Consider the following 25120-nt stretch of genomic DNA (forward strand, 5'->3'; position numbering starts at 1 on the left):
TCCCATGCCGAACTCAGAAGTGAAACGCGGTAGCGCCGATGGTAGTGTGGCATTCGCCATGCGAGAGTAGGACACTGTCAGGCACCTATTTAGAAGAGGCCTCCCATTCGGGAGGCCTTTTTGCATTTCTGCAATTCAAAAAACTGCCCTGCCGCCGGCATTTTAGTAAAAGTGCTGGGCTATCAAGGGATTGCCCGTTACTCTTTAGCCGTTGCCGATTAACACGTGATGCTGCCAGCGAGGTATTGATGGCTACGTTGAAGGAAATTGCACAGGAAGCGGGGGTTTCTCTCGCCACGGTATCCCGGGTACTGAACGAGGATCCCAGCCTGAGCGTCAAGGAAGAGACCAAGCAGCGGATCTTCGAGATTGCCGAACGGCTGGAGTACAAGACCAGCAGCGCCCGCAAGGGGGTACACAAGAGCAAGCTGCACTTTCTGGTGGTCTATGCCTATCCCCAGAGTACCGAGGTCAACGACCCTTACTATCTCGCTATCCGTTATGGCATCGAGACCCAGAGTGCCCGCCTCAATATCGAACTGACCCATCTCTACAACTGCGGTGAAGGGCGCGAACTGAGCGCCGTGGATGGCATTCTGGTGGTCGGTACCCTCACCGCCGAGCGTCTCGTCCAGCTAAGGGCTTGTTCCAGCCAGTTGGTGTTTGTCGACTGCCGTTCACAGGGAGAGTTCGACTCGGTCGATGTGGATCTCGCCCTGATCAGCCAGCAGGTAGTCGATTACTTCATCGCGCAGGGGCACCAGCGTATCGGTTATATCGGTGGCCAGGATGAGAATCCGGATCTGCGCGAACTGGCCTTCCGGGATTATGGCCAGCGGCTGGGGGTGGTGCAGGAGAGCGACCTCTATCGTGGCGATTTCTCCAGCGCTTCCGGCTACCAGTTGGCGAAGGAGATGCTGGCAGGGGATTGGCCCAAGGCGCTGTTCGTTGCCTCCGACTCCATCGCCATCGGCGTGCTGCGTGCCATTCATGAGAAGGGACTGGCGATTCCCCAGCAAATTGAGCTTATCAGCGTCAACGATATTCCAACCGCCAAGTTCACCTTCCCGCCGCTCTCTACAGTGCGGATCCACTCCGAGTTGATGGGCTCCCAGGGGGTCAATCTGTTGGTCGAACGGCTGCGTGACGAGCGTGATATTCCACTTCGGGTGCTGGTGCCGAGCAAGTTGACCCTGCGTGGCACCACTCGCTGATTTTAGTAAAACATTCTGCTTTTTAGTCGCGCCATCTTGCGGTGGTGCGACACATCTCCCAAGCAAACCTCTTTCCCATATCATCCAGTAACTTCATATCATATTGTTTTATAGTTGATTTTATTGCTAATCAGCCAACTCTTATCAACATCCATGCCACTCATCCATATCTTGCCCTCCTTTATCTCCCGCTTCTGATCTCGCTCACAAAACCATCTGTTCATTGTGATCAGGTTAAAACTTTACCTATCTAAAGCTGATATTTAGTAAATGTTTATCTAGAGTTTACCCAGTTAACGTTGCCTTGTTCCGGGAGGACATGTGAATAACTGGGAAAACGTCCAATTCGTTGGTGAAAACAGGCTGGCTCCGCGTGCCTACTTCTTCTCTTATGCCGACCACGCGCTGGCGGCCACCATGCAGCGCGAGCTGAGCCGCCGTTTTCTGAGCCTTGGCGGCCAGTGGCAGTTCCACTATTTCGACCACCCCCTGCAGGTGCCGGAGGCCTTCTATCACAGCCCCATGAGCGAGTGGGGCCAGATCACCGTGCCCAACATGTGGCAGATGGAAGGACATGGTCAGCTGCAGTACACCGACGAAGGTTTTCCCTTCCCCATCGACGTCCCCTTCGTGCCGACCAACAACCCCACCGGTGCCTATCAGCGCAGCTTCACGCTGAGCCCGGCCTGGGACGGCGAGCAGGTGATCATCAAGTTTGACGGGGTGGAGACCTACTTCGAGGTCTATGTGAACGGCCACTACGTCGGCTTCAGCAAGGGCAGTCGCCTCACCGCCGAGTTCGATATCAGCGCCTACGCCAAGGTTGGCGATAACCTGCTGTCGGTGCGGGTGATGCAGTGGGCTGACTCCACCTATATCGAAGATCAGGACATGTGGTGGATGGCGGGGATCTTCCGCGACGTCTATCTGGTGGGCAAACCGGCCACCCATGTGCAGGACTTCTTCATCCGCACCGCGCTGGCCGATGACAATCAAAGCGCCACCCTGAGCTGCGATATCCAGCTGGAGAACCTGGGTGCGACTGCCCGTGATCACCGTCTGGTCTGGTCGTTGCTGGATCAGGGCAACGAGCTCGCCAGCGGCTCCCTCGACCATCTCGCCATCGACGGCAACTGTGATTGCCGCTTCACGCTGGATCTGGCCAACCCCCATCTGTGGAGCGCCGAAGATCCTTACCTCTATCAGCTGCAACTCTCCCTCTACAACGGTCAGGGCGAGCTGCTGGAGGTGATCCCGCAGCGGGTCGGGGTGCGTGAAATCAAGGTCAAGGATGGCCTCTTCTACGTCAATGGTCACTACCTCAAGCTGCACGGGGTGAACCGCCACGACAACGACCACCTCAAGAGCCGCGCGGTCGGCATGGATCGTGTTGAACGCGATATCGTGCTGATGAAGCAGCACAACCTCAACTCGGTACGCACCGCCCACTACCCGAACGACCCGCGCTTCTACGAGCTGTGCGACCAGTACGGTCTGTTTGTGATGGCGGAGACCGACGTGGAGACCCACGGTTTTGCCAACGTCGGCGATCTCAGCCGCATCACCGACGACCCCTTCTGGGAGCCGGTGTTCGTGGATCGCATCGAGCGCCACGTGCACGCCCAGAAGAACCACCCCTCCATCATCATCTGGTCGCTCGGCAACGAGTCCGGCTACGGCTGCAACATCAGAGCCATGTACCAGCGCTGCAAGGCGATCGACCCGACCCGGCTGGTGCACTACGAAGAGGATCGCGATGCCGAGGTGGTGGATGTGGTCAGTACCATGTATTCCCGCGTCTCCCAGATGAACTGCTTCGGCGAGTTCCCGATGGAGAAGCCGCGCATTATCTGTGAATACGCCCACGCCATGGGCAACGGTCCGGGTGGCCTTAGCGAATACCAGCAGGTGTTCGACCGCCATCCCCACATTCAGGGCCATTACATCTGGGAGTGGTGCGATCACGGCATTCTGGATCAGGACGAGCAGGGCCGCCCGGTCTACAAGTACGGCGGCGACTACGGCGACTACCCCAACAACTACAACTTCTGCATGGATGGCCTCATCTACCCGGATCAGACCCCGGGGCCGGGCCTGCGCGAATACAAACAGGTGATCTGCCCGGTCAAGGTGCGCGCGCTGGATCTGGCGAGCGGCAAGCTGGCGGTCGAAAACCGCTACTGGTTCTCCACTCTCGACGACATCCGCCTGCTGGTCGAGGTGAAGGCAGAGGGCGAGCTGCTGGCCAGCCAGCAGATCCGGCTGGAAGGGGTAGCTCCCGGTGCCACCACCGAGTTGCAACTCGAACTGCCCATGCTTGATGGGCGGGAAACCTTCGTCCAGCTGCGGGTCATCAAGGCCACTGCCACCCGCTACAGCGCGGCGGAGCACGAGTTGGGCCAGTACCAGTTCCGGCTGAAAGAGTCGACTCGCCAGTTGCAGCCCTTTGCCAATCCCAACGCTACTGCGCTGCAGATTGCCGACGAGCGGCTCGCGCTGACCCTGAGTGGCAGCGGCTTTGCTCTGCGTTTCTCACGGCTCGACGGCAAGCTGGTGAGCTGGCAGCAGGATGGCAATGAGCTTATCGAGCGGGCGCCGCGTCTCACCTTCTTCAAGCCGATGATCGACAACCACAAGCAGGAGTACGAGAGCCTGTGGCACCCGAACCACCTGCAGATCATGCAGGAGCACTTCCGCACTCTGAGCTGGCGCCAGCTGGGTGAGGCGGTCGAGGTGACGGTCGAGAGCCTGATCGCGCCGCCGGTGTTCGACTTCGGCATGCGCTGCCGCTACGTCTACACCCTGAGCCCGAACGGTCAGCTGCACGTGGCACTCTCCGGTCAGCCCTACGGCGGTTATGACGACATCATCCCCAAGATCGGCTTCGAGCTGGGTATTCGTCAGGATCTCGACCGGGTGCACTACTACGGCATGGGGCCGGGCGAAAACTATCAGGACAGCCGCCAGAGCAACTGGATCGACAGCTTCCAGAGCACAGTCGGCGAGATGTGGGAGCACTACCCCTTCCCGCAGGACAACGGCAACCGCCAGCAGGTGCGCTGGGCGACCCTGACCAACCGCCACGGCGCCGGCCTCTACGTGCGGCCCGATGCCCCCATCAACCTGAGCGTCTGGCCCTACAGCTGGGAGCATATCCACGCGGCGCAGCACATCAACGAGCTGGAGCCGAGCGGTTATCTCACCCTCAATCTGGATCACAAGGTGCTGGGGCTGGGTTCCAACTCCTGGGGCTCCGAGGTGCTGGACTCCTGGCGGGTGCGCTTCGAGCCGTTCAGCTTCGGCCTGACCCTGCTGCCCATCGCTCGCGGCAACCTCAATCCGGCTGCGCTGGCCGGGCTCGATCTCACCATCAACGGCGGGAGGAACCTCGCATGATCACCCTGGACAACCTGACCCTGTTCAAAAACATCTACCGGGAGGGCAAGAAGTGGGGCCGCTGCGTGGAGGCCATCAACAACCTGGCCAACCTCAAGCCCGGGATCTGCCACTCCATCGGTGACTCCCTCACCTATCGCTTGCAGGAGGGGGCCAGCCCGGCCACCTCCCTGTTCGAGGGGCAGCGCCGCTACTTCGACGTTCACTACTACCTGGAAGGGGAAGAGACGGTGGAGTGGGCTGCCAAGTCGGAGTTGCAGGTCGAGCAGGTTTATGACGACACCACCGACCGCGAGTGGCTGGCCGGCGAGGTGCGCGAGCGCCAGAAAGTCGGCAACGGTCAGGTGGTGATCTTCGAGAACGACGAGGCTTACCGGTTCGTCGGCGACAGCCCGGTGCGCAAGCTGATCATCAAGGTCACCGTCGAAGGCGGCTACTTCAAAAACAAATAACAAGCCGCCGGTTCTGCACTGACAAAAGCCGGAAGGGCGGGGCTCACCCTACAACTAATGCCCCGTTCTTTCGCTGAGATAACTACAGGTCTGGAGATGCCCCATGTCTGATTCCAAACGCAATACAATAGGCAAGTTTGGTCTGCTGTCGCTCACCTTCGCGGCGGTATTCAGCTTCAACAACGTCATCAACAACAACATCGAGATCGGTCTGGCCTCGGCACCGATGTTCTTTCTGGCCACCATTTTTTACTTCATTCCGTTTTGCCTGATCATTGCGGAATTTGTGTCACTGAATAAGAACTCCGAAGCGGGCGTCTATGCCTGGGTGAAGAGCTCCCTCGGCGGTCGCTGGGCCTTTATCTCCGCCTACACCTACTGGTTCGTGAACCTCTTCTTCTTCACCTCGCTGCTGCCGCGGGTCATCGCCTACGCCTCCTATGCCTTCCTCGGCTACGAGTACATTCTCACTCCGGTGGCGACCACGGCATTGAGCATGGTGCTGTTTGCCTTTGCCACCTATGTCTCCACCAACGGCGCCAAGATGCTTGGCCCCATCACCTCGGTGACCTCGTCCCTGATGCTGCTGCTGACCCTCTCCTACATCCTGCTGGCAGGTGCGGCACTTGTGGGCGGCGTGCAGCCGGCTGACCCCATCACGGTAGAGGCCATGGTCCCCGATTTCAGCTGGGCCTTCCTCGGCATTACCACCTGGATCTTTATGGCAGCCGGTGGCGCCGAGTCGGTGGCGGTCTACGTCAATGACGTGAAAGGGGGCTCCAAGTCTTTCGTGAAGGTGATCATCATCGCCGGGATCTTTATCGGCGTGCTCTACTCCATCGCCTCCCTGCTGATCAACGTGTTCGTGCCGAGCGGCACCCTGAAATATACCGGCGGCTCGGTGCAGGTGTTTGAAGGGCTGGCAGCCTACTTCGGCCTGCCGGAGATCCTGATGAACCGCTTTGTCGGGCTGGTCTCCTTCACCGCCATGTTCGGCTCCCTGCTGATGTGGACGGCGACCCCGGTGAAGATCTTCTTCTCCGAAATCCCGGCCGGCATCTTCGGCAAGAAGACGGTCGAGCTGAACGAGAACGGCGTGCCTGCCCGTGCAGCCTGGATCCAGTACCTCATCGTGCTGCCGCTGATGGTGATCCCGACTCTGGGCTCCAACACCGCGCAGGATCTGATGAACACCGTCATCAACATGACCGCTGCCGCCTCCATGCTGCCGCCGCTGTTCATCATGCTGGCCTACCTCAATCTGCGCCTGAAGCTCGACCACCTGCCGCGGGATTTCAGGATGGGTTCGCGCACCACCGGCATCGCCGTGGTCTCGGTGCTGATCGCCATCTTCTCGGTGGGCTTCCTCGCCTCCACCTTCCCGACCGGCGCCGACATCATGACCATCATCTTCTACAACGTCGGCGGGATCGTGATCTTCCTTGGCTTCGCCTGGTGGAAATACAACAGATACGAGGCCTCCCTCAGTGCCGAAGCGCGTGCCAAAGAGGCCCAGCCGACGGCGCAGGTTGCCATGCAGACTCCATAGGCACTGAATTGAATCCCAATCAAACCGGGTGGCCGTTGGCCACCCGCAAACCGTTGAACCAGAAAAGGAAAAGAGAATGAGCGAGACGATCGAGTTTGCCGAATTCAAACGGGTCGAGATGAAGGTGGGCAAGGTGCTGGAGGTGGTGCGTCACCCCGGGGCCGACAAACTCTACATCGTCCAGATCGACGTGGGTGGCGAGCGGCCGCTGCAGACCGTCACCAGTCTGGTGCCCTACTACAGCGAAGAGGAGCTGATGGGCAGCGAGGTGGTGGTACTGACCAACCTCAAGCCCACCAGGATGCGCGGCGAGCGATCCGAGTGCATGTTGCTGTGCGCCGAGACCCCGGACGAGAGCCAGAGCGTGCTGTTGCAACCGCGGGTGCCGATGGCGCCGGGCACCCCGATCGTCTGAATGGTATTGCGAGCCGGTGCGGGAGACGGTACCGGTTCAGCAACGAGGTCGTACACGCGGCCCGATCATAACAAGAGAGTAAAGCGCGGGGCCGACAGACCCTTGCCGAACACATCACAGAGTCACAGCGTTACCCGCAGGGAGCGCAAGTCCACTGGAGGACACCATGTCTGAATCCGTACGCGGCACCATAGGCAAGTTTGCCTTGTTGTCGATGACCTTTGCCGCCGTGTTCAACGTGCGTAACATCGTCAACAACAACATCGAACTGGGGCTCAGCTCAGCCCCTATCTTCCTGCTGGCGACCATCGTCTACTTCATCCCGTTCGTCTTCATCATCGCCGAGTTCGTCTCGGCCAATAAAAACTCCGAGTCGGGGATGTACGACTGGCTGAAAAAGCCGCTCGGTACCCGGATGGCCTATCTGGGTTCGTTTCTCTACTGGTTCGTGAACCTGTTCTGGTTCGTCTCTCTGCTACCCAACGTCATCGCCTACGCCTCCTACGCCATGCTGGGCTATGAGTACAGCTTCTCGCCCATGGTCACTTCGATCATCTCCATCGTGCTGTTTGCGGCGGCGACCCATATCTCCACCAAGGGGGCGAGCTGGCTTGGCAAGATTGCCGAAATAGTGGCCTACGGTGTGTTTGCCCTGTTCGCCATCTATGTGCTGGGCGCCCTGATGGCTTTGAGTGGCGATCATGTGCCGGCCCAGCCCATCACCCTGGAGGCGATGACTCCCACCGTCAACTGGGCGACCCTCGGCATCATGTGCTGGATCTTCCAGGCGGCGGGTGGTGCCGAGACCGCAGCGGCCTACCTCAATGATGTGAAGGGTGGCCAGAAGTCCTTCATCAAGGTGATCATCAGCGCCGGCATCGTCATCGGCGCCATGTATGCGGTCGGTTCCCTGCTGGTGAACGTGTTCGTGCCGCGCGAGAGCCTCACCTATGCCGGCGGCATGGTGGAGATCTTCACCGGCATGGCTCAGTACTTCGGGCTTTCCGAGGCGCTGGTGGGCCGCTTCGTCGGCGTGGTGCTGTTTATCGCCATGTTCGGCTCCATGATGATGTGGACCTCGGCGCCGGTGAAGATCCACTTCTCCGAGATCCCGCAGGGGGTTTACGGCGAGAAGACCACCCAGCTCAACGAGCACGGCGTGCCGGTACGCGCCGCCTGGTGGCAGTTTGTCTTCGTGTTCGCGATGCTGGTGGTCAACGGCTTCGGCTCCGAGTCGGTGCAGCAGATGATGAACACCGCCATCAACCTCACTGCCGGCACCGCCATGTTGCCGCCGATCTTCATCATGGTGGCCTACTTCGTGTTCCGCTGGAAACATGACGACACCCCTCGCGATTTCCGCATGGGGTCGCGCACCTTCGGGATGGGCGTGGTGTCGGTGCTGATCGCCATCTTCGTGGTGAGCATGAGCGCCTCCGCCTTCCCGGCCGGGGTGGATCTGGTGCGCGCCTTCTTCATCAACGTCTTTATGACCGCGGTATTCTCGGCGCTGGCCTACTGGTGGATCTCCCGTTTCGAGAAGCGGCAGGCCCGCAAGCTCGCCGGCAATGACAAGAAGATCGGCAACGGCAAGCTGGCCAGCCAGCGCTGATCGGCTGGATGAAAAAGCGTGACGGGCGGCCTTGGTCGCCCGTTTTTTTATCCATTTCGCGCCGGTTTGGCGCTATCTGGCCGTGGGTCAGCAACTTCCGCTATTCAATAAAGCAAAGGCGTTAAGCATTGATGAACAATTAACCGCTGCACAACGTTGCGCCTCTCCGTTATCGGGGTAAGCTGGAGGTTCGTTTTAGCGGGAGGTGCCAGACATCTCCCGCTCTGTTTCTTGTCCTCCCCAATCCTGACTGCCGTCACGGCAGCAGGATGCCCTTCTGATGGAGACCTTTCGTGCGTCTGGATCCCTTTACTGTTGTGCTGATTGCGGTGGTCACCCTGGCCTCCCTCTTTCCCTGCGAGGGGCAGGTGGCCGTCTGGTTCGGTCTGCTGACCAAGCTGGCGGTGGCGCTCCTGTTCTTCATGCATGGCGCCAAGTTGTCGCGCCAGAACCTGCTGGCGGGCCTCGGTCACTGGCGGCTTCATCTGGTGGTGATGCTCAGCACTTTCGTGCTGTTTCCGCTGCTCGGGCTGCTGCTCACCCCGCTGGTACCGGGCTGGCTGAGCCCGGCCATCTACCTCGGCTTCCTCTATCTCTGCGCCCTGCCTGCCACCGTGCAGTCGGCCATCGCCTTTACCTCGATGGCGGGGGGCAATGTGTCGGCGGCAGTGTGCAGCGCCTCGGCCTCCAGCATCCTCGGCATCTTCCTCTCGCCGGTGCTGGTGGGGATGATGATCCACGTGCAAGGGGAGGGGGTCGACACCTGGCACTCCATCCAGTCCATCATGATGCAGCTGATGCTGCCGTTCGTGGTGGGCCACCTGTCGCGCCCGCTCATTGGCCGCTGGGTCGACAGCCATCGGCCGCTCATCGGCAAGCTGGATCAGAGCTCCATCCTGCTGGTGGTCTATGTGGCCTTCAGCGAGGCGGTGGTACAGGGGATTTGGCACCAAGTAGGCTGGTACGATCTGGCCAGTATCGTGCTGCTGAGCTGCGTATTGCTGGCGCTGGTACTCTGCTGGAACGTCTGGATCAGCCGTCGCCTCGGCTTCGACAAGGCGGACGAGATCACCATCGTCTTCTGCGGCTCCAAGAAGAGTCTGGCCAACGGGGTGCCGATGGCCAACGTCATGTTCCCGGCCGCCAGCGTCGGGGTGATGGTGCTGCCGCTGATGATCTTCCACCAGATCCAGCTGATGGTCTGCGCCGTGCTGGCCCGCCGCTATCATGAGCAGGGGCATTGATACTCGCGCCGTTTTTATTGCCATAACAAGAGGGAGGCCCGTTGGCCTCCCTCTTTTCATCTGCATGCTGACCGGCGTGCTAGCGTTTGCGCCAGACGGTCAGCTGCGCCACCGTGTGCTGGTATTTGCGGGCGGTCTCGCGGATGACGAAAGGCACATCCCGGGGCGGGCAGTGCTCCTCGAACTCCGCCGCCAGCAGCCGTTGCAGCGCCTGATAGGTGGTGAGCGCCTCGCCGTTTTCGCGAATGCCGCCGAGCCAGTTGGCGGGCGGGGTATATTCCGCCAGCCAGGTATAGGGGCTGGTGAGCACCAGCAGGCCACCGCTGCGCAGTCGGGGAGCTATGTCACGCAGGAAGCGGGCGGGCTCCCGCAGCCGGTCGATGAGGTTGGAGGCGAGCACCAGATCGTAGTGGTCATATTTGGGCTTGAGGTTGCAGGCATCCCCCTGACTGAAGTGGATGCGCTCAGCCTGACTTGCCCCCAATCCGTGGCTCGACAGGCGTGCCTCGCAATACTCCACCAGTTCACCCTCCAGCGGAATGGCGTAGCGGAAGCTGTCCTGGCTGGCGAGGGCCAGCGCCACATCGATGAAGCGGGCCGAGTAGTCCACCCCGTCCACATGCTGGAAGTGGCGAGCCAGTTCGAAGCTGGCGCGGCCGGTGGCACAGCCGATATCCAGCGCCCGCTGGTGGTTGCTGCAGAGCTCGCCAGCAAGATCAGCAAGCGTCTTGGCGTAGTTGGCTACCCCGAAGTGGCTCGGGCCGTACTGGAAGTCGAGGTACTGAGCGACGAGCGTGTCGGTTTCATAGGGATTCACGATAACGGGTTCCTGATAACGGGAGACCAGATAGCGGAAACCCGCATGCTGGAAGAAGTGACGCCGGAAGGCGTAACGGGATGATTTGAGCGCTTCGTTGCCCGTGCTGATCCAGCTGCCACCCTTGATCAGGGTGTGCTTGCCATCAAAGGTGGGGGTGGAGAAGTCGTCGTAGAGCGGGTGGATTTTAAAGCCGTCGAAGCCATCGATGGCGGTGCTGGTCCACTGCCAGACATTGCCCACCAGATCGAAGAACTCCCCTTGCGGGCAGGCATCCACCGGACAGGAGGAGGCGAAACGGGCCAGATTGATATTGCCGGGGGCCTGTGTCCAGTCCGGCTGATCGCCGGGTAGCTGCTCGCGCAGCAGCATCCATTCCGCCTCGCTCGGCAGCTGGATGGGGAGTCCGGTCAGGGCCGCCTTCCAGCGGCAGAAGGCGGCCGCCTCCAGCTGGTTTACCTCGACCGGCCAGTCCCAGGGCATGGCGACCTGCTCGGTCATCAGCCGCAGCTGCAGTTGTTCGGGTTTGGCAGGGTCACCCACCCAGAAAGTGGGCATCTGCGCCCTGGCGTACTGGCACCAGCCCCATCCCTCCTCATCCCACCACTGTTGCTGGCTGTAGCCGCCCGCCTGTACGAAGGCGAGGTATTCGGCATTGCTCACCAGCATGCGGCTGGCCTGAAACGGGGCCAGCTCGATATGGCGCTCGCCATATTCGTTGTCCCAGCCGTAGGTGGCGTCCCGCTTGCCAAGGCGCACCTTGCCGCCAGCCACCGGCAGCAGGTTGTTGGCGGGCACCTGATCAATGCGGTGGCGGGCTTCAGTGCAGGCGGGCCAATAAGGCTGCGGTCGCACCCAGGCGAGCGGCAGCTGGCGGATCAGCACGCTGGAGGTCTCTAGGTGGATACGCTCGTGCTCTATCCCCATCAGGATCACCCAGGCCGGGCTCTGCCAGTCGATGGGCAGGGTGAGCGGCATCTGGCGGATGAAGTCGCACACCAGCGTACGAACTTTGGCTCGATAGCTGCGCAGCTCGCTGACCTTGGGCCAGTCGTAGTGGGTCTCGTCCAGATCGTCCCAGCTCATCTCGTCCACCCCGATGGCGACCATGGCCTCAATGCGGGCATCCAGCCGCTGATCGATCAGGCGTGCCGCCAGCAGCTTGTTGATAAAGAAGGCGGCGGTGTGGCCGTAGTAGAAGATGAGCGGATGGCGCAGCGGGATCGCCTTGTTGAACCAGGCCCGCTCATCGGCCAGACAGTCGAACAGCGAATCGTAGAGATCGAAGGTCTGGCAAAAGTAGGTGAGCAGCTCGCGCCGTTTCTGCTCGGGATCGCTGCCGATCAGCTGCGGGGTGCGAGTCGGTTCCGGCAGACCGGTGGTGGTGGCATAGAGAGGGCTTGCTTGGGTCACGCTCTGACTCCTTGTTGGCAGTGAAGACTGACAAGACAGTGGTAATGACATTACCGCAATGGAGAGCTTGGTACGCACGAAGTACCACTATTGGCTCAACAGACCGGCAGGGCAATTAAAAACTTCCACGGGCTGTCAGCATAGTGACCGGCAGGGTGACCCGCCAATCAGCCACAATCATATCCGTTCGAGAATGGTTATTTTCACCAAAATATGGTCTAAATGACTCTCTAAATTCTTCTGTCTGTTCTGGTGTAAATGGTTATTTCCTTTTGAATCATCATGTTAATTTTTGGCTCACGCTTTGCAGAGCATGAAAACCAATTGGCCCTGGATGGCCAACACATAAGGAGGAGAGTAGTGATGAAATGGATGATGGTTGTCATGTTGATGGCGGGGCTCAGTGGTTGTCACTGGCTGGATCAGACCAGAGTGACCGGAACGGGGGCTGTGGTCGAGCGCCAGCAGGTGCTTGGTGACGGGGTGACCCGGGTGCTGGCGGGGGTGCCTGCCACCCTCCATCTGGTAGCGGGGGAGCCGCGCGGTATCCTGATCAAGGGGCAGGAGAACCTGCTGCCCTATCTGGTGCTGACCGAGAGCGGCGACAAGCTGGAGATCGAGGTGAAGGAGGGTTACCGGCTCGATCCTACCGAGCCGCTGGAGCTGACCATCACCTTGCCGGTGTTGAACGAACTGGCATTGGCCGGGACCGGCAACGGCGATCTGAGCGGCTTCAAGGGCGATGAGCTGGTGCTGTCGGTGGCCGGTACCGGTGACATCGTCGCCAGTCAGCTTGAGCTGAAACGGCTGGAAGGGAATATCGCTGGCACCGGCAGTCTGGAGCTGGGCAGCGGTTCGGCACAGGCCATCGAGCTGAACATTGCCGGATCTGGCGATGTGCTCGGGAGCGAGATGCGCGGCAAGGAGGTAGAGGTCAATATCGCCGGCAGCGGTGATGTGGCGGTACGGGCGCAGGAGACGCTGAAAGTCGGCATCGCCGGCTCAGGCAACATCGCTTATTGGGGCGATCCCAAGGTGGAGCAGCAGATCGCAGGCTCCGGCGGCGTGACCCGAGCGGGCAGTTGATATCAACCGATCACCACAGCTGAAACAGGCCCGCAACGGGCCTGTTTTGATCAGAGGTGGCGGGCGTGAAAGCGCAGGTGCGCCTCGATAAAGCTCGCCACGAAGTAGTAGCTGTGGTCATAGCCCTCGTGGCGGTTGAGCTCCAGCGGCCACCCCTTGCTGGCGGCCACTTCGGCCAGCGCATCGATATGCAGCTGCTCGGCGAGGAAGGGATCATCCAGCCCCACATCCACCAAGGTTGGTAGCGGTGTGACCGGCTGGTGGCGCAGCAGCTGGCAGGCATCCCACTCCTGCCACAACAGCGGATTGCTGCCGAGGTAGGCGCCGAGCGCCTTCTGGCCCCAGGGGCAGCGGCTCGGGTGGCAGATCGGGCTGAACGCCGAGACCGAGCGGTAGCGACCCGGCTCTCGCAACGCGGCGATCAGCGCACCGTGACCGCCCATGGAGTGGCCACTGATGGCGCGGCGGGTCGAGACCGGGAAGTGGGTCTCTATCAAGTCAGGCAGCTCGCGGGTGACGTAGTCATACATCTGGTAGTGAGCCTGCCAGGGGCTCTGGCTGGCATTGACGTAAAAGCCTGCGCCCATGCCGAGGTCATAACCGGGATCGTCGGCCACGCCGTCGCCGCGGGGGCTGGTGTCCGGCGCCACCATGGCGATGCCGAGCTCGGCGGCAATGCGCTGGGCACCCGCCTTCTGCATGAAGTTCTCATCGGTGCAGGTGAGGCCGCTGAGCCAGTAGAGCACGGGCACCTTCTGGCCGGTGAGGGCCTGAGGCGGCAGATAGATGGCAAAACTCATCTCGCAGCCGAGCACGCTGGCGTGGTGGCGATAGCGCTTGTGCCAGCCGCCGAAGCTCTTGTTGCTGCTGATAATCTCCAGATTCATCGAAGGACTCCTGCACCCCGCCCACGATGGCGGGGGGGTGATCATGCTCAGTAGTGGATGACGGTGCGGATGCTTTTGCCTTGGTGCATCAGATCGAATGCCTCGTTGATCTGCTCAAGCGGCATGGTGTGGGTGATGAAGTCATCGAGGCGGAACTCCCCCTGCATGTAGCGCTGCACATAGCTCGGCAGCTCGCTGCGACCGCGTACCCCACCGAAGGCGCTGCCGCGCCAGACCCGACCGGTGACCAGCTGGAACGGACGGGTGCTGATCTCCTGACCCGCTCCGGCCACGCCGATGATGACCGACTCGCCCCAACCCTTGTGGCAGCACTCCAGCGCCGCACGCATCACCTTGACGTTGCCGATGCACTCGAAGGAGAAGTCGACGCCGCCGTCGGTCAGCTCGACGATCACCTCCTGAATCGGTTTGTCGTAGTCGTTCGGGTTGATGCAGTCGGTGGCGCCCAGCTTGCGGGCCAGTTCGAATTTGCTCTCGTTGATGTCGATGGCGATGATGCGACCGGCCTTGGCCAGACGGGCACCGATCACCGCCGAGAGGCCGATGCCACCCAGTCCGAAGATGGCTACGCTCTCACCCTCTTTCACCTTGGCGGTGTTCATCACGGCGCCTATGCCGGTGGTGACGCCGCAGCCGAGCAGGCAGACCTCTTCCAGCGGGGCGGCCGGGTCTACCTTGGCAATGGAGATCTCCGGCAGCACCGTGTATTCGCTGAAGGTGGAGGTGCCCATGTAGTGATAGATGGGCTGGCCATCTTTCGAGAAGCGGGTGGTACCGTCCGGCATCAGCCCCTTGCCCTGGGTGGCGCGGATCTTCTGGCAGAGGTTGGTCTTGCCGGATTTGCAGAATTTGCACTCGCCGCATTCGGGGGTGTAGAGCGGGATCACGTGATCGCCGACTTTGACGCTGGTGACCCCTTCGCCGATGGATTCGACGATGCCGCCCCCCTCGTGGCCGAGAATGCAGGGGAAGACCCCTTCCGGATCCTCACCGGAGAGGGTGAAGGCATCGGTGTGGCAGACGCCGGTCGCGACGATGCGCACCCGCACCTCGCCCGCTTGCGGTGGCATGACTTCCACCTCTTCGATGGAGAGGGGCTGACCCGGACCCCAGGCGATGGCGGCCTTACACTTGATGCTTTGAACCTGTGCCATGAATGACATCCTTCTTGTTGAGCAGGGTGAACAGAGATGAGTTCGGACATTCAGTGTAGTTTCCCGTCGATTTGGTGATAATGAGGGCAAATCTCAAATCACTTTTACACACAGGTAATAATGTTCGGCTGGGAAGGGATCTGTGAATTTGTTAGCGTGGCGGAGCAGGGGGGCTTTACTCCGGCGGCGCGCAAGCTGGGGGTGTCGGTGGCGCAAGTCAGCCGTCAGGTGGCACAGCTGGAAGATCGGCTGCAGGCCAAGCTGCTGCTGCGCACCACACGTCAGGTGCGGCTCACCGAGCTTGGCGAGATCTACTATCGCCACTGCCGTCAGCTGCTGGACAACCTCTACGAGGCGGAACTGGCGGTAGGGCGCCATCAGGCGGTGCCGCAAGGGTCGCTGCGCATCACTGCCCCCGTCTCCTACGGCGAGAGCCGCATCGCCCCGCTGGTGAACGACTTCATGGTGCGATTTCCCCAGCTGGAGGTGACCCTCAACCTCACCAACCAGCTGCTGGATCTGGTGCACGAGGGCTACGATCTGGCGCTGCGGCTCGGCCATCTCAAGGATTCGACGCTGGTGGCGCGCAAGTTGGCGCAGCGGGTGCCCTATGTCTGCGCCTCACCGGCTTACACCGCTCGCCACGGCATGCCCAACAGCCTCTCCGAGCTGACCCGCCACACCTGTCTGGTGGGCAACAGCGACGAGTGGCACTTTACCTTGGATGGCCGCCCCCACAGCGTGCGGGTGCACGGCCTGTTGCAGTGCAACAGCGGCCACGCCCTGCTGGATGCGGCGCTCAAGGGGATCGGCATCATCCAGTTGCCGGACTACTACGTGAATGACCATCTGGCCCGGGGGGAGCTGATCGAGCTGCTGCCGGAACTGCGAGCGCCGGCGGAGGGGATCTGGGCCCTCTATCCCCACAACCGCCACCTCTCCCCCAAGGTGCGACTGCTGGTGGATTATCTGGCCGAGCGGCTGAGCGACCCGCACCAACCGGCGCTGGTGATGCCGATAGGCTAGGGTGCTCCTCGCCCGTTGACTCACCGGTGGTGGGCGACAGGTGCGATGGCCGGAAAATAAAAGAGCCCTTGAGGAATCAAGGGCTCTTTTGCAGGTAACAACCGGATAGTCAGCGACCCATCATTCGATGTTCTGGATCTGCTCGCGCATCTGCTCGATGAGGACTTTCAGCTCGACGGCGGACTGGGTTACTTCGGCATTGATGGACTTGGAGCCCAAGGTGTTCGACTCGCGGTTGAACTCCTGCATCATGAAGTCGAGACGACGACCGCAGGCGCCACCTTTCTTCATGATCTTGTTGGTCTCGCTGATGTGCATCTCCAGACGATCCAGCTCTTCGGCCACGTCGATCTTCTGGGCCAGCATGACGATCTCCTGCTCGATGCGGGCCGGGTCCAGCTCGACCTTGGCTTCGGCCAGCCGGTCGGTGAGCTTCTGGCGCTGCCACTCGATGATCTGCGGCAGGTGGACGCGCACCTTCTTCACTTCCACTTGAATACCGGCCAGACGCTGTTCGATCAGCGCCTTGAGGTTGGCCCCTTCGCTGGCGCGGGAGGTTAGAAAATCTTCCATGGTCTGGTCAAAACCGCCGAGCAGCTCGGTGGCGACCGCATCCATGTCCTGCTCGGCGGCAGCCATGACGCCCGGCCAACGCAGTACGTCGACCGGATTGAGCTGGCCCTGACCCGCCTCTTTCATTACCCAGCTGGCGCTGTCGATGATGAGCTTGGCCAGCTCTTCATTGATATGGAGCTGGCTGGCTGCGGCCTGAGCGGCCTCGAAGCGCAGGTTGCACTCCACCTTGCCGCGCTGCAGTTTGGCGCGGAAACGCTCACGCAAAACCGGCTCCAGGCTGCGCAGTTGCTCCGGCAGGCGAATGTAGGTTTCCAGATAGCGCTGGTTTACCGAACGAATTTCCCAAACGGCTGTGCCCCAGTCGCCCTTGAATTCCTTGCGGGCGTAGGCGGTCATGCTGTGAATCATTGATTGTTCCGGGCTTGATGAAGTGTGCGGCCAGTATACTCAGCCCGGCCCTGCTCGTCAGCCGATGCCGTGGTTTTAGCGGCTGATATTTGGGGCGGGATCACTTATAATCCCCCGCCAATTTGAGCCAGCCCAGAGGTCCGTTCCATGTCACGTCCAAGCGATCGCAGTGCCGCGCAACTTCGCCCGGTTACCATTACCCGCAATTTCACCAAACATGCAGAAGGCTCAGTGCTGGTGGAGTTCGGTAACACTCGCGTGCTCTGCACAGCCAGCGTCGACACCAGCGTGCCGCGCTTCCTGAAAGGGAAGAATCAGGGCTGGGTGACTGCCGAATACGGCATGCTGCCGCGCTCCACCCACTCCCGGATGAACCGCGAAGCGGCCTCCGGCAAGCAGAGTGGCCGTACTCTGGAGATCTCCCGTCTGATCGCCCGCTCCCTGCGCGCCGCGGTAGACCTGACTGCGCTGGGCGAGCACTCCATCACAGTTGACTGTGATGTGCTGCAGGCCGATGGTGGCACCCGTACCGCCTCCATTACCGGTGCCTGTGTGGCGCTGGTGGATGCGCTGAACTGGATGGTCGAGAAGGGCATGATCAAGCAGAGCCCGCTCAAGCAGATGATCGCCGCCGTCTCCGTCGGCATGTATCAGGGCGAAGCCATCTGCGATCTGGAGTACATCGAAGACTCCGCCGCCGAGACCGACATGAACGTGGTGATGACCGAAGATGGTCGCATCATCGAGGTGCAGGGCACCGCGGAAGCCGAGCCCTTCACCCATGAGGAGCTGCTGGAGATGCTGGCGCTCGCCAAGGGCGGCATCGCCGACATCATTGCGTTGCAGAAGCAGTCACTTTCATAATTTTAAAAACGCGGCATTGACCGCGTTTTTTTATACCCCCACACAAGACAACGACAAGCCAAGCAAGGAGCCAGAATGAAAGCCTACCAGCGTCAATTTATCGAGTTCGCCCTGGAGAAACAGGTCCTCAAATTCGGTGAATTTACCCTGAAATCCGGTCGTAAAAGCCCCTACTTCTTCAACGCCGGTCTGTTCAACAGCGGCCGCGATCTGGCCCGTCTCGGCCGCTTCTATGCCGCCGCCCTGATGGATGCCGGTATCGAGTTTGATGTGCTGTTTGGCCCGGCCTACAAGGGGATCCCCATCGCCTCCGCTACCGCGGTGCAGCTGGTGGAGCAGCACGATGTGGACGTGCCCTGGTGCTTCAACCGCAAGGAGGCAAAGGATCACGGCGAGGGTGGCAATCTGGTGGGCAGCCCGCTCAAGGGGCGCATCATGCTGGTGGATGACGTCATCACCGCTGGCACCGCCATCCGCGAATCCATGGATCTGATCCAGGCCAACGGCGCCTCGCTGGCTGGCGTACTGATCGCGCTGGACCGTCAGGAGAAGGGCAAGGGCGAACTCTCCGCCATTCAGGAAGTGGAGCGTGACTACGGCGCCCACATCATCGCCATCATTCAGATGAGCGACTTGATCGCTTATTTGGAAGAAAAGCTGGAAGAGAAGCAGGCCGAGCAGCCGGAGCTGGCGGCGCAATTGGCTGCCATGAAGGCTTACCGCGCCCAGTACGGTATCTGAGCTCCGCTCACACCGCGCAATAGCTGAATGCGGCGCCCTTTTGCTCTCTGGCAGCAAACGGGCGCCGTTTTTTCATCTGCAAAAAGTGGATCATGTGGCTTGAGCTTACCCTTACAGTAAAGGTTAGGGTTTGCCAGTCGGCGTTTTGTGGTGCCGACGGGTTCCGGGGAGGAACAACATGACCACTCATCTTCAATCACCCATTCATCTGCAGTTGCCGCTCAGCGGCATGAGCTGCGCCAACTGCGCAGGCCGCATCACGACCGCCCTCAACAAGCTCGACGGGGTATCGGCCACCGTCAACTTCGCGCTGGAGCAGGCGGCCATCGAGTTGGCCAGCCCCGATCGCCTGTCTGCGGTGCTCGACAGCATCAAGAGTCAGGGTTACGACTACGGCAGCGAGACCTTTTTGTTTCAAATTACCGGTATGACTTGTGCCGGTTGTTCGGCTCGACTGAACAAGATGCTGGCCGCGCTGCCCGGCGTTATCTCGGCCGAGGTCAACTTCTCCATCGAACAGGCCCGGATCGTGCTGGTCCCCGGGATGCAGACGCCAGCCGCTTTGCGCGAGCAGATCGAGGCGCTTGGCTTTGGCGCCCAACTGGCACAGGGTTCGGCCAGCGGCCGCCGCCAGCAGTTGCTGGAGCGGGAAGCGCAGGAGGCCGCCACAGCCCGTCAGGCGCAGACCCGGGTCATCATCTCGGCTTTGCTCACCTTGCCGCTGCTGGTGGGGATGCTGGCCATGGCTGGACTGTTCCCCTGGCATCTGCCCGCCTGGCTCGAGCTGCTGCTCGCCACCCCGGTGCAGTTCTGGATCGGGGCCCGCTTCTATCGCGGCGCCTGGCTCGCCATCAAGAACCGCGCAGCCAATATGGATGTGCTGGTGGCAACCGGCACCAGCGCCGCCTACTTCTACAGCCTCTATCTGTTGTTGACGCTGGGGATGGCAGCCAGCGGCAAGCTCTATTTCGAAGCGAGCGCCATCATCATCACCCTGATTTCGTTGGGAAAACTGCTGGAGGCGAGAGCCCGCCGCAGCACCCAGTCCGCCATTCGCGAACTGATGGCGCTGCGACCGGAAACTGCCACCGTCTGGCGTGGCGAGAGCTGGCAGAGCGTCGCTATCGACGAGGTGCTGCGTGGCGATCGGCTGCGGGTGCTGGTGGGTGAGCGGGTGCCGGTGGATGGCAAAATCGTGAGCGGCGCCAGCGAACTGGACGAGTCGATCCTCACCGGCGAGAGCCTGCCAGTGCCGCGCAGTGAGGGCGGCAAGGTGCTGGGCGGTGCCATCAACCGCTCCGGTGTGCTGGAGATCGAAGCCACTACCGTGGGGGAGGATTCCAGCCTCAGCAAGATCATCGCGCTGGTGGAGAGCGCCCAGATGGGCAAGGCACCGCTGCAGCAGCTGGTGGACAAGGTCTCCGCCATCTTCGTACCTGTGGTGATGGCTATCGCCCTGTTCACCCTGCTGGTGTGGTACGCCATCAGCAACGATTTCGGTCAGGCGTTGCTGGCAGCGGTGGCGGTACTGGTGATCGCCTGTCCCTGCGCGCTGGGGCTGGCAACGCCTGCAGCCATCGTCACCGGTACCGGGGTGGCGGCGCGCCACGGCATCCTGATCAAGGATGTCGATACCCTGCAGAAGGCCCACGCCATCAAGGCGCTGATCTTCGACAAGACCGGCACGCTCACTCAGGGCAAGCCGGTGCTGGCCAGCTGGAGCGGCAATGACGAGCAGTTGCATCTGGCCGCCGCCCTGCAGCAAGCGAGCGAGCACCCGCTGGCGCTGGCGATGCTCGAGGCAGTCGGCAAGGAGGCGATACTGCCTCAGCCTGATGAGGTAGAGGTGCGGGTCGGTGCCGGTATTGTCGGTCAGGTGGCGGGCCACAGGGTCGCCATCGGCAATCGTTCTCTGCTGGCCCAGCTCGGCATTGAGGTGCCACAACAGGATGAACAAGCCGCCGACGGTGCGACCCGGGTTTGGGTTGCCATCGACGGCGTGGTGGCCGGCATTGCGGCGTTGGCTGATACCCTGCGCCCCGAGAGCCCGGAAGCCATCGCCACCCTGCGTCTGCGCGGCATCGCCAGCTGGCTGGTGAGCGGCGACGCGCCGGCCCCCGTGGCCCATATTGCCGCCAAGCTGGGGCTGGACGGGGCCTTTGACTCCGTGCTGCCAGCGGGCAAGGTGGAGAAAGTGGAGGCGCTGCGGGGGCAAACCCGCGGGCTGGTGGCCATGGTAGGGGATGGAGTGAACGACGCCCCGGCGCTGGCGGCGGCGGATGTCGGTATCGCCATGGGCTCCGGCTCCGATGTGGCGATGGAGACAGCTTCCATCACCCTGATGCGATCTGACCCGCGGCTGGTGGCCGATGCCATCGACATCTCGGCGGCGACCTGGCGCACTATCCAGCAGAATCTGTTCTGGGCCTTCGTGTTCAATATCATCGGTATTCCGCTGGCGGCGTTGGGCTACCTCAGCCCCGAGTTAGCGGGGGCGGCCATGGCCCTGAGCAGCATTACCGTTTTGAGCAATTCCCTGTTATTGAAACGCTGGCAGCCTAGGGCGGCGCATGGGCCAGCATCCAACCCGATCAATAAGGAGGCATAAATGAACATCAGCAAGGTTGCCAAGGCCACTGGGCTGACTGCCAAGACCATCCGTTATTACGAGAGCATTGGCCTCATCACAGCCCCGGTACGCAGTGACAACGGCTATCGCAGTTACACCGAATCAGCGCTGCGCGAGCTGCGTTTCGTCAAGCGGGCGCGGGAGACCGGCTTCAATCTGGAAGAGTGTCAGGAGCTGCTGGCGCTCTATCGGGACGAGCACAGAACCAGCGCCCAGGTGAAGAAGCTGGCGCAGGAGAAGATCGTCGATCTGCGGGCCCGCATCGCTGGGCTTCAGGCGATGCTTACCTCCCTGGAAGGGTTGGTCTGCTGCTGCCACGGGGATGAAAATCCCGAGTGCCCGATCCTCGACGAATTGGAGAAGGGGTGAGCAAGGACTCACCTGCCAGCGCAGAAGAAATCGTTATTGATTGATTAACTTCTTAATAAGCGGCGCTTTATTGTTGCGGGTCAGGGGGTAATGGTAGACTGCTCGGCTCTTGTACAGGAGTACTCAGTTGACCCAGAGTGTGACACGCCAGGTTAAGCAGGCCATTATGGCCCAGCTCTATACCCATGCATCGTTCAGTCTCCCCTGTTTGGGCGTGTTGGCATTTGGCTGGAGTCTGCTGTTTCACGACTATCTACCCGCCATCGAAGCGCTCGGTTGGCTGGCAGGCACTTTCCTGTGGCTGCTGGGTCGGGGCTGGCACCTGCGCTGGCGCCGAGCCCGCCTGCACCAGACACCGCTGCCGGTGCTGGAGCGGGAGCTCTTTATCGGAGCCACCATCACCTCCATCATCTGGGCCCTCGGGGTGCTGCTCTACATGGACAAGCTGCCCGATACCTACCGGGCCGCCATGATGATGCTCTCCAGCCTCATTCTTACCGGCAGCGCCATCATGCTGTTTGGCAGCCGCCGTACCCTCTATGGTTCCGCCCTGCCGCTGGGCATGGCGATGCTGTTCGAGCTGGGCAATGGCAACGAGCAGGAGCGGATCGTCTCCTGCATGCTGGCGGGCTATCTGTTTGTCTTTCTGCCGACCCTGCTGCGCCGGATGCGGCGGGATCAGATCGCCTCGCTCCACCACCGTTTCTCCAACGCCGAGCTGGTTGCCGAACTGAAGGCGGTCTCCGAGCATTTGCGTCTCACCTCCCGCCTCGACGGCCTGACCGGCATCGCCAACCGCGCCCATCTCGACGACTCTCTGGAGCGGGCCTGGCGGCGCTGCCATCGCGCCCGGGCGCCGTTGTCGCTGGTGCTGGTGGATGTGGATTACTTCAAGCAGTTCAACGATCTCTACGGCCATCAGCTGGGGGATGACTGCCTGCAACAGGTGGCGGGGCTGCTGGCCGAGGTGGAGCGGCGCGAGGACGATCTGGCGGCCCGTTACGGGGGCGAAGAGTTCGCCTTGCTGCTGCCCTGCACCGGCATGCAGGGGGCGTTGCAGGTGGCGGACAATGTGCGGCAGGCGCTCAAGGAGCTGGCCATCCCGCACCAGAAATCGCTGGTCTCCGGTCGGGTCACATGTAGTTTTGGTGTTGCGACACTGATACCGGACAACAGCATGAAAATCGCCGATTTGATCCAAAAAGCGGATGCGGCCCTGTATCAGGCCAAGCATAATGGGCGGGATCGAATCGAAGTAGCCTTGATGGGTAAGGTTGCCTGAATTTAACGTGACAGATTAAAGAGGTTGTCTATGCAATGTCATCGTATCGAAGAGCTGCTGGAGTTGTTGCAGCCTGCCTGGATCAAGGAACAGGATCTCAGCCTGGTGCAGTTTGTTGCCAAACTGGCCCAAGAAGCGGGATTTGAAGGGCCTCTGTCCGAGCTGACCGACGACATGCTGATCTATCACCTCAAGATGCGGGAATCCGACAAGCAGGCGATGATCCCCGGTCTGGCCAAGGATCATGTGCCCGATTTCAAAGAGGCACTACTCAAGGCGCGCGGAATCAAGTGAATCTTTAGCGGAAGCGCATCACCTTGTGGTGATGCGCTTTTTTGTTGCCGAAAATTGCGATCCAACCCCAATATTAGATACATCTAATCCACACAATTAGCATGCTGTTTAAGATATAATCCGCTCCATAACAAATAAGGGAGCGATGTCTTGCAATGGCCGACCACGATAAAATCGATATCAAGGACGTCACCGACAAGGGCGTAACCGGGACCTTCAACCCCAATACGTTCAAAGCCAGCGACGACAGATTCAACCCGGGCAACCGCATCTATGTGCGGGCTCAGAAAGGGTATTGGCAGCGGATGCGCAAAGCCATGGGCTGGTTCTTTGTGGCGCTGTTCGTGCTGCTGCCCTGGCTGCGTTACGACGGGCGACAGGCGGTGCTGTTCGACCTCGGTCACCAGCAGTTCCATATCTTTGGCGCCACCATCTGGCCGCAGGATCTGACCCTGCTCGCCTGGCTCTTCATGATCGCCGCCTTCGGACTCTTCTTTATTACCACCTTCCTCGGTCGGGTCTGGTGTGGCTATCTCTGCCCGCAGACGGTCTGGACCTTCATGTTCATCTGGTTTGAAGAGAAGCTGGAAGGGCCCGCCAACAAGCGGCGCAAGCTGGACGAGGCGCCCTGGAGCGGCGGGAAGCTGGCTCGCAAGGGAGCCAAGCATCTGGCCTGGCTGGCGATCTCGCTGGTGACCGGCCTGACCTTCGTCGCCTACTTCCAGGATGTAACTGAACTGGTGCCGGATCTCTTCACCCTTCAGGCCAGCGGATGGGTGCTGTTCTGGGTGATCTTCTTCACCATCATTACCTACGGCAACGCTGGCTGGATGCGTGCCATCATGTGTATCCACATGTGCCCCTATGCCCGCTTCCAGTCCGCCATGTTCGACAAGGACACCTTCATCGTCGGCTATGACACCAAGCGTGGCGAGACCCGTGGCGCCCGTTCCCGCAAGGCGGATCCCAAGGCGATGGGGCTGGGCGACTGTATCGACTGCGATCTTTGCGTGCAGGTCTGCCCGACCGGTATCGATATTCGCGACGGCCTGCAGTACGAGTGCATCAACTGCGGTGCCTGCGTCGATGCCTGCGACCAGACCATGGAGCGGATGGGCTACCCGAAAGGGCTTATCAGCTACACCACAGAGCACAAGCTGGCCAACGACTCCACCCATGTGGCGCGGCCCAAGCTGATAGGTTACGGCTTGGTGATGGCAGTGATGCTGGGGGTATTTGTCTACAACGCCATGTCCATCATGCCGATGGGGCTCGATATCCTGCGGGATCGCAACCAGCTGTTCCGCGAAAACAGCGAGGGGCTGATTGAGAACACCTACACCCTCAAGATCCTCAACAAGACCCTGCAGTCCCAGACCTACCAGCTGGATGTGGAGGGCTTGCCCGAGTATCAGTGGTTCGGCCCCCGTGAAGTGACCCTGAAGGCGGGCGAGATCTACACCCTGCCGGTCAGTCTGGCGGTCGATCCTTACAACCTGAAACGGCCGGCGCTGGATATCCAGTTCGTGCTGAAACGGGAGGGTGCGGCGCCCGATGACAGCAAGGGCAACCTGCGCCAGGGCAGCAAGTTTATCAGCCGGTTGTAACTGCGTGTGGCTGCGGGCCGGGCGTGACACCAGTCCGGTCACCAGCGAGCACGGCAATGGCGGG

20 protein-coding genes and 1 rRNA gene are annotated in these 25120 nt (G+C 60.9%); 17 read left to right on the top strand and 4 right to left on the bottom strand.

Features of this window, described 5'->3' with window-relative positions:
* The 8 genes from rrf to OKC42_RS09450 all read left to right on the top strand — a co-directional run.
* A 5S ribosomal RNA gene (rrf, locus tag OKC42_RS22725) occupies positions 1 to 83 on the top strand; the annotation flags it as partial.
* A gap of 165 nt (positions 84 to 248) precedes the next feature.
* Entirely contained in the window at positions 249 to 1214 is a 966-nt protein-coding gene (gene ebgR, locus OKC42_RS09420) for a transcriptional regulator EbgR (protein WP_005342046.1), read from the top strand.
* Between the two features lie 321 nt (positions 1215 to 1535).
* Entirely contained in the window at positions 1536 to 4610 is a 3075-nt protein-coding gene (ebgA, locus tag OKC42_RS09425) for a beta-galactosidase subunit alpha (protein WP_270819541.1), read from the top strand.
* The gene (locus OKC42_RS09430; protein ID WP_236271982.1) at positions 4607 to 5062 is read left to right on the top strand and encodes a beta-galactosidase subunit beta; all 456 of its coding nucleotides are present in this window, start codon (positions 4607 to 4609) and stop codon (positions 5060 to 5062) included. Before ebgA ends, OKC42_RS09430 begins: the two co-directional genes overlap by 4 nt.
* 103 nt (positions 5063 to 5165) lie before the next feature.
* Positions 5166 to 6611: an amino acid permease gene (locus tag OKC42_RS09435; protein WP_058056269.1), complete on the top strand. Its 1446-nt coding sequence runs from the start codon at positions 5166 to 5168 to the stop codon at positions 6609 to 6611.
* Positions 6612 to 6687: 76 nt separating this feature from the next.
* Positions 6688 to 7026 (top strand): tRNA-binding protein, encoded by a 339-nt coding sequence (locus OKC42_RS09440; protein ID WP_026080427.1) that lies wholly within the window; start codon positions 6688 to 6690, stop codon positions 7024 to 7026.
* A 166-nt stretch (positions 7027 to 7192) separates the two neighbouring features.
* Complete coding sequence (locus tag OKC42_RS09445) at positions 7193 to 8638, top strand: amino acid permease (protein WP_270819542.1); 1446 nt, start codon at positions 7193 to 7195, stop codon at positions 8636 to 8638.
* Positions 8639 to 8931: 293 nt separating this feature from the next.
* Entirely contained in the window at positions 8932 to 9882 is a 951-nt protein-coding gene (locus tag OKC42_RS09450) for a bile acid:sodium symporter family protein (RefSeq protein WP_270819544.1), read from the top strand.
* A 79-nt stretch (positions 9883 to 9961) separates the two neighbouring features.
* Here OKC42_RS09450 and ovoA read toward each other — a convergent pair whose 3' ends face one another.
* Positions 9962 to 12112, bottom strand: coding sequence for a 5-histidylcysteine sulfoxide synthase (gene ovoA, locus OKC42_RS09455; protein WP_270819545.1), 2151 nt, complete (start codon positions 12110 to 12112; stop codon positions 9962 to 9964).
* Positions 12113 to 12475: 363 nt separating this feature from the next.
* Between ovoA and OKC42_RS09460 the strand changes: the two genes are divergently transcribed.
* Positions 12476 to 13198: a head GIN domain-containing protein gene (locus OKC42_RS09460; RefSeq protein WP_270819546.1), complete on the top strand. Its 723-nt coding sequence runs from the start codon at positions 12476 to 12478 to the stop codon at positions 13196 to 13198.
* 50 nt (positions 13199 to 13248) lie between these two features.
* On the opposite strand, the gene fghA is transcribed toward OKC42_RS09460, so the two are convergent.
* Positions 13249 to 14085 (bottom strand): S-formylglutathione hydrolase, encoded by an 837-nt coding sequence (fghA, locus tag OKC42_RS09465; protein ID WP_270819547.1) that lies wholly within the window; start codon positions 14083 to 14085, stop codon positions 13249 to 13251.
* A gap of 47 nt (positions 14086 to 14132) precedes the next feature.
* Positions 14133 to 15260, bottom strand: a complete 1128-nt coding sequence (locus tag OKC42_RS09470) for an S-(hydroxymethyl)glutathione dehydrogenase/class III alcohol dehydrogenase (RefSeq protein ID WP_107683174.1) — start codon at positions 15258 to 15260, stop codon at positions 14133 to 14135.
* A 120-nt stretch (positions 15261 to 15380) separates the two neighbouring features.
* Here OKC42_RS09470 and OKC42_RS09475 point away from each other — a divergent pair, with 120 nt between their 5' ends.
* Positions 15381 to 16286, top strand: coding sequence for a LysR substrate-binding domain-containing protein (locus tag OKC42_RS09475; RefSeq protein WP_270819550.1), 906 nt, complete (start codon positions 15381 to 15383; stop codon positions 16284 to 16286).
* A gap of 120 nt (positions 16287 to 16406) precedes the next feature.
* Here the strand turns inward: OKC42_RS09475 and OKC42_RS09480 are convergent, their stop codons facing one another.
* Positions 16407 to 17270 (bottom strand): YicC/YloC family endoribonuclease, encoded by an 864-nt coding sequence (locus OKC42_RS09480; protein WP_270819551.1) that lies wholly within the window; start codon positions 17268 to 17270, stop codon positions 16407 to 16409.
* Between the two features lie 147 nt (positions 17271 to 17417).
* Between OKC42_RS09480 and rph the strand changes: the two genes are divergently transcribed.
* The 7 genes from rph (at position 17418) to ccoG (ending at position 25056) form a co-directional block, all read left to right on the top strand.
* Positions 17418 to 18134 (top strand): ribonuclease PH, encoded by a 717-nt coding sequence (gene rph / locus OKC42_RS09485; RefSeq protein WP_005339589.1) that lies wholly within the window; start codon positions 17418 to 17420, stop codon positions 18132 to 18134.
* Between the two features lie 75 nt (positions 18135 to 18209).
* A complete protein-coding gene (gene pyrE, locus OKC42_RS09490) occupies positions 18210 to 18875 on the top strand; it encodes an orotate phosphoribosyltransferase (protein WP_088870390.1) in 666 nt (221 codons plus the stop codon).
* Between the two features lie 178 nt (positions 18876 to 19053).
* Positions 19054 to 21483: a heavy metal translocating P-type ATPase gene (locus OKC42_RS09495; RefSeq protein WP_270819552.1), complete on the top strand. Its 2430-nt coding sequence runs from the start codon at positions 19054 to 19056 to the stop codon at positions 21481 to 21483.
* Positions 21484 to 21873 (top strand): Cu(I)-responsive transcriptional regulator, encoded by a 390-nt coding sequence (gene cueR / locus OKC42_RS09500; protein WP_005339594.1) that lies wholly within the window; start codon positions 21484 to 21486, stop codon positions 21871 to 21873.
* Positions 21874 to 22000: 127 nt separating this feature from the next.
* A complete protein-coding gene (locus OKC42_RS09505; protein WP_005339596.1) occupies positions 22001 to 23155 on the top strand; it encodes a GGDEF domain-containing protein in 1155 nt (384 codons plus the stop codon).
* Between the two features lie 30 nt (positions 23156 to 23185).
* Positions 23186 to 23449, top strand: a complete 264-nt coding sequence (locus OKC42_RS09510; protein ID WP_005339598.1) for a YihD family protein — start codon at positions 23186 to 23188, stop codon at positions 23447 to 23449.
* 155 nt (positions 23450 to 23604) lie between these two features.
* On the top strand, positions 23605 to 25056 hold the full coding sequence (gene ccoG / locus OKC42_RS09515) for a cytochrome c oxidase accessory protein CcoG (RefSeq protein WP_139438149.1): 1452 nt from the start codon (positions 23605 to 23607) through the stop codon (positions 25054 to 25056).
* Positions 25057 to 25120: the final 64 nt, after the last annotated feature.

The organism is Aeromonas sp. Y311-2, assembly GCF_027706025.1.
Lineage (GTDB): Bacteria > Pseudomonadota > Gammaproteobacteria > Enterobacterales > Aeromonadaceae > Aeromonas > Aeromonas veronii.

What these genes read in the sequence shown, in the direction of transcription:
- OKC42_RS09430 (WP_236271982.1), top strand. Translation starts at nt 4,607, where the DNA reads ATGATCACCCTGGACAACCTGACCCTGTTCAAAAACATCTACCGGGAG.
- ebgR (WP_005342046.1), top strand. Translation starts at nt 249, where the DNA reads ATGGCTACGTTGAAGGAAATTGCACAGGAAGCGGGGGTTTCTCTCGCC.
- OKC42_RS09435 (WP_058056269.1), top strand. Translation starts at nt 5,166, where the DNA reads ATGTCTGATTCCAAACGCAATACAATAGGCAAGTTTGGTCTGCTGTCG.
- OKC42_RS09470 (WP_107683174.1), bottom strand. Translation starts at nt 15,260, where the DNA reads ATGGCACAGGTTCAAAGCATCAAGTGTAAGGCCGCCATCGCCTGGGGT.
- ccoG (WP_139438149.1), top strand. Translation starts at nt 23,605, where the DNA reads ATGGCCGACCACGATAAAATCGATATCAAGGACGTCACCGACAAGGGC.
- pyrE (WP_088870390.1), top strand. Translation starts at nt 18,210, where the DNA reads ATGAAAGCCTACCAGCGTCAATTTATCGAGTTCGCCCTGGAGAAACAG.
- rph (WP_005339589.1), top strand. Translation starts at nt 17,418, where the DNA reads ATGTCACGTCCAAGCGATCGCAGTGCCGCGCAACTTCGCCCGGTTACC.
- OKC42_RS09475 (WP_270819550.1), top strand. Translation starts at nt 15,381, where the DNA reads ATGTTCGGCTGGGAAGGGATCTGTGAATTTGTTAGCGTGGCGGAGCAG.
- OKC42_RS09460 (WP_270819546.1), top strand. Translation starts at nt 12,476, where the DNA reads ATGAAATGGATGATGGTTGTCATGTTGATGGCGGGGCTCAGTGGTTGT.
- OKC42_RS09445 (WP_270819542.1), top strand. Translation starts at nt 7,193, where the DNA reads ATGTCTGAATCCGTACGCGGCACCATAGGCAAGTTTGCCTTGTTGTCG.
- cueR (WP_005339594.1), top strand. Translation starts at nt 21,484, where the DNA reads ATGAACATCAGCAAGGTTGCCAAGGCCACTGGGCTGACTGCCAAGACC.
- fghA (WP_270819547.1), bottom strand. Translation starts at nt 14,085, where the DNA reads ATGAATCTGGAGATTATCAGCAGCAACAAGAGCTTCGGCGGCTGGCAC.
- OKC42_RS09510 (WP_005339598.1), top strand. Translation starts at nt 23,186, where the DNA reads ATGCAATGTCATCGTATCGAAGAGCTGCTGGAGTTGTTGCAGCCTGCC.
- OKC42_RS09440 (WP_026080427.1), top strand. Translation starts at nt 6,688, where the DNA reads ATGAGCGAGACGATCGAGTTTGCCGAATTCAAACGGGTCGAGATGAAG.
- OKC42_RS09495 (WP_270819552.1), top strand. Translation starts at nt 19,054, where the DNA reads ATGACCACTCATCTTCAATCACCCATTCATCTGCAGTTGCCGCTCAGC.
- OKC42_RS09480 (WP_270819551.1), bottom strand. Translation starts at nt 17,270, where the DNA reads ATGATTCACAGCATGACCGCCTACGCCCGCAAGGAATTCAAGGGCGAC.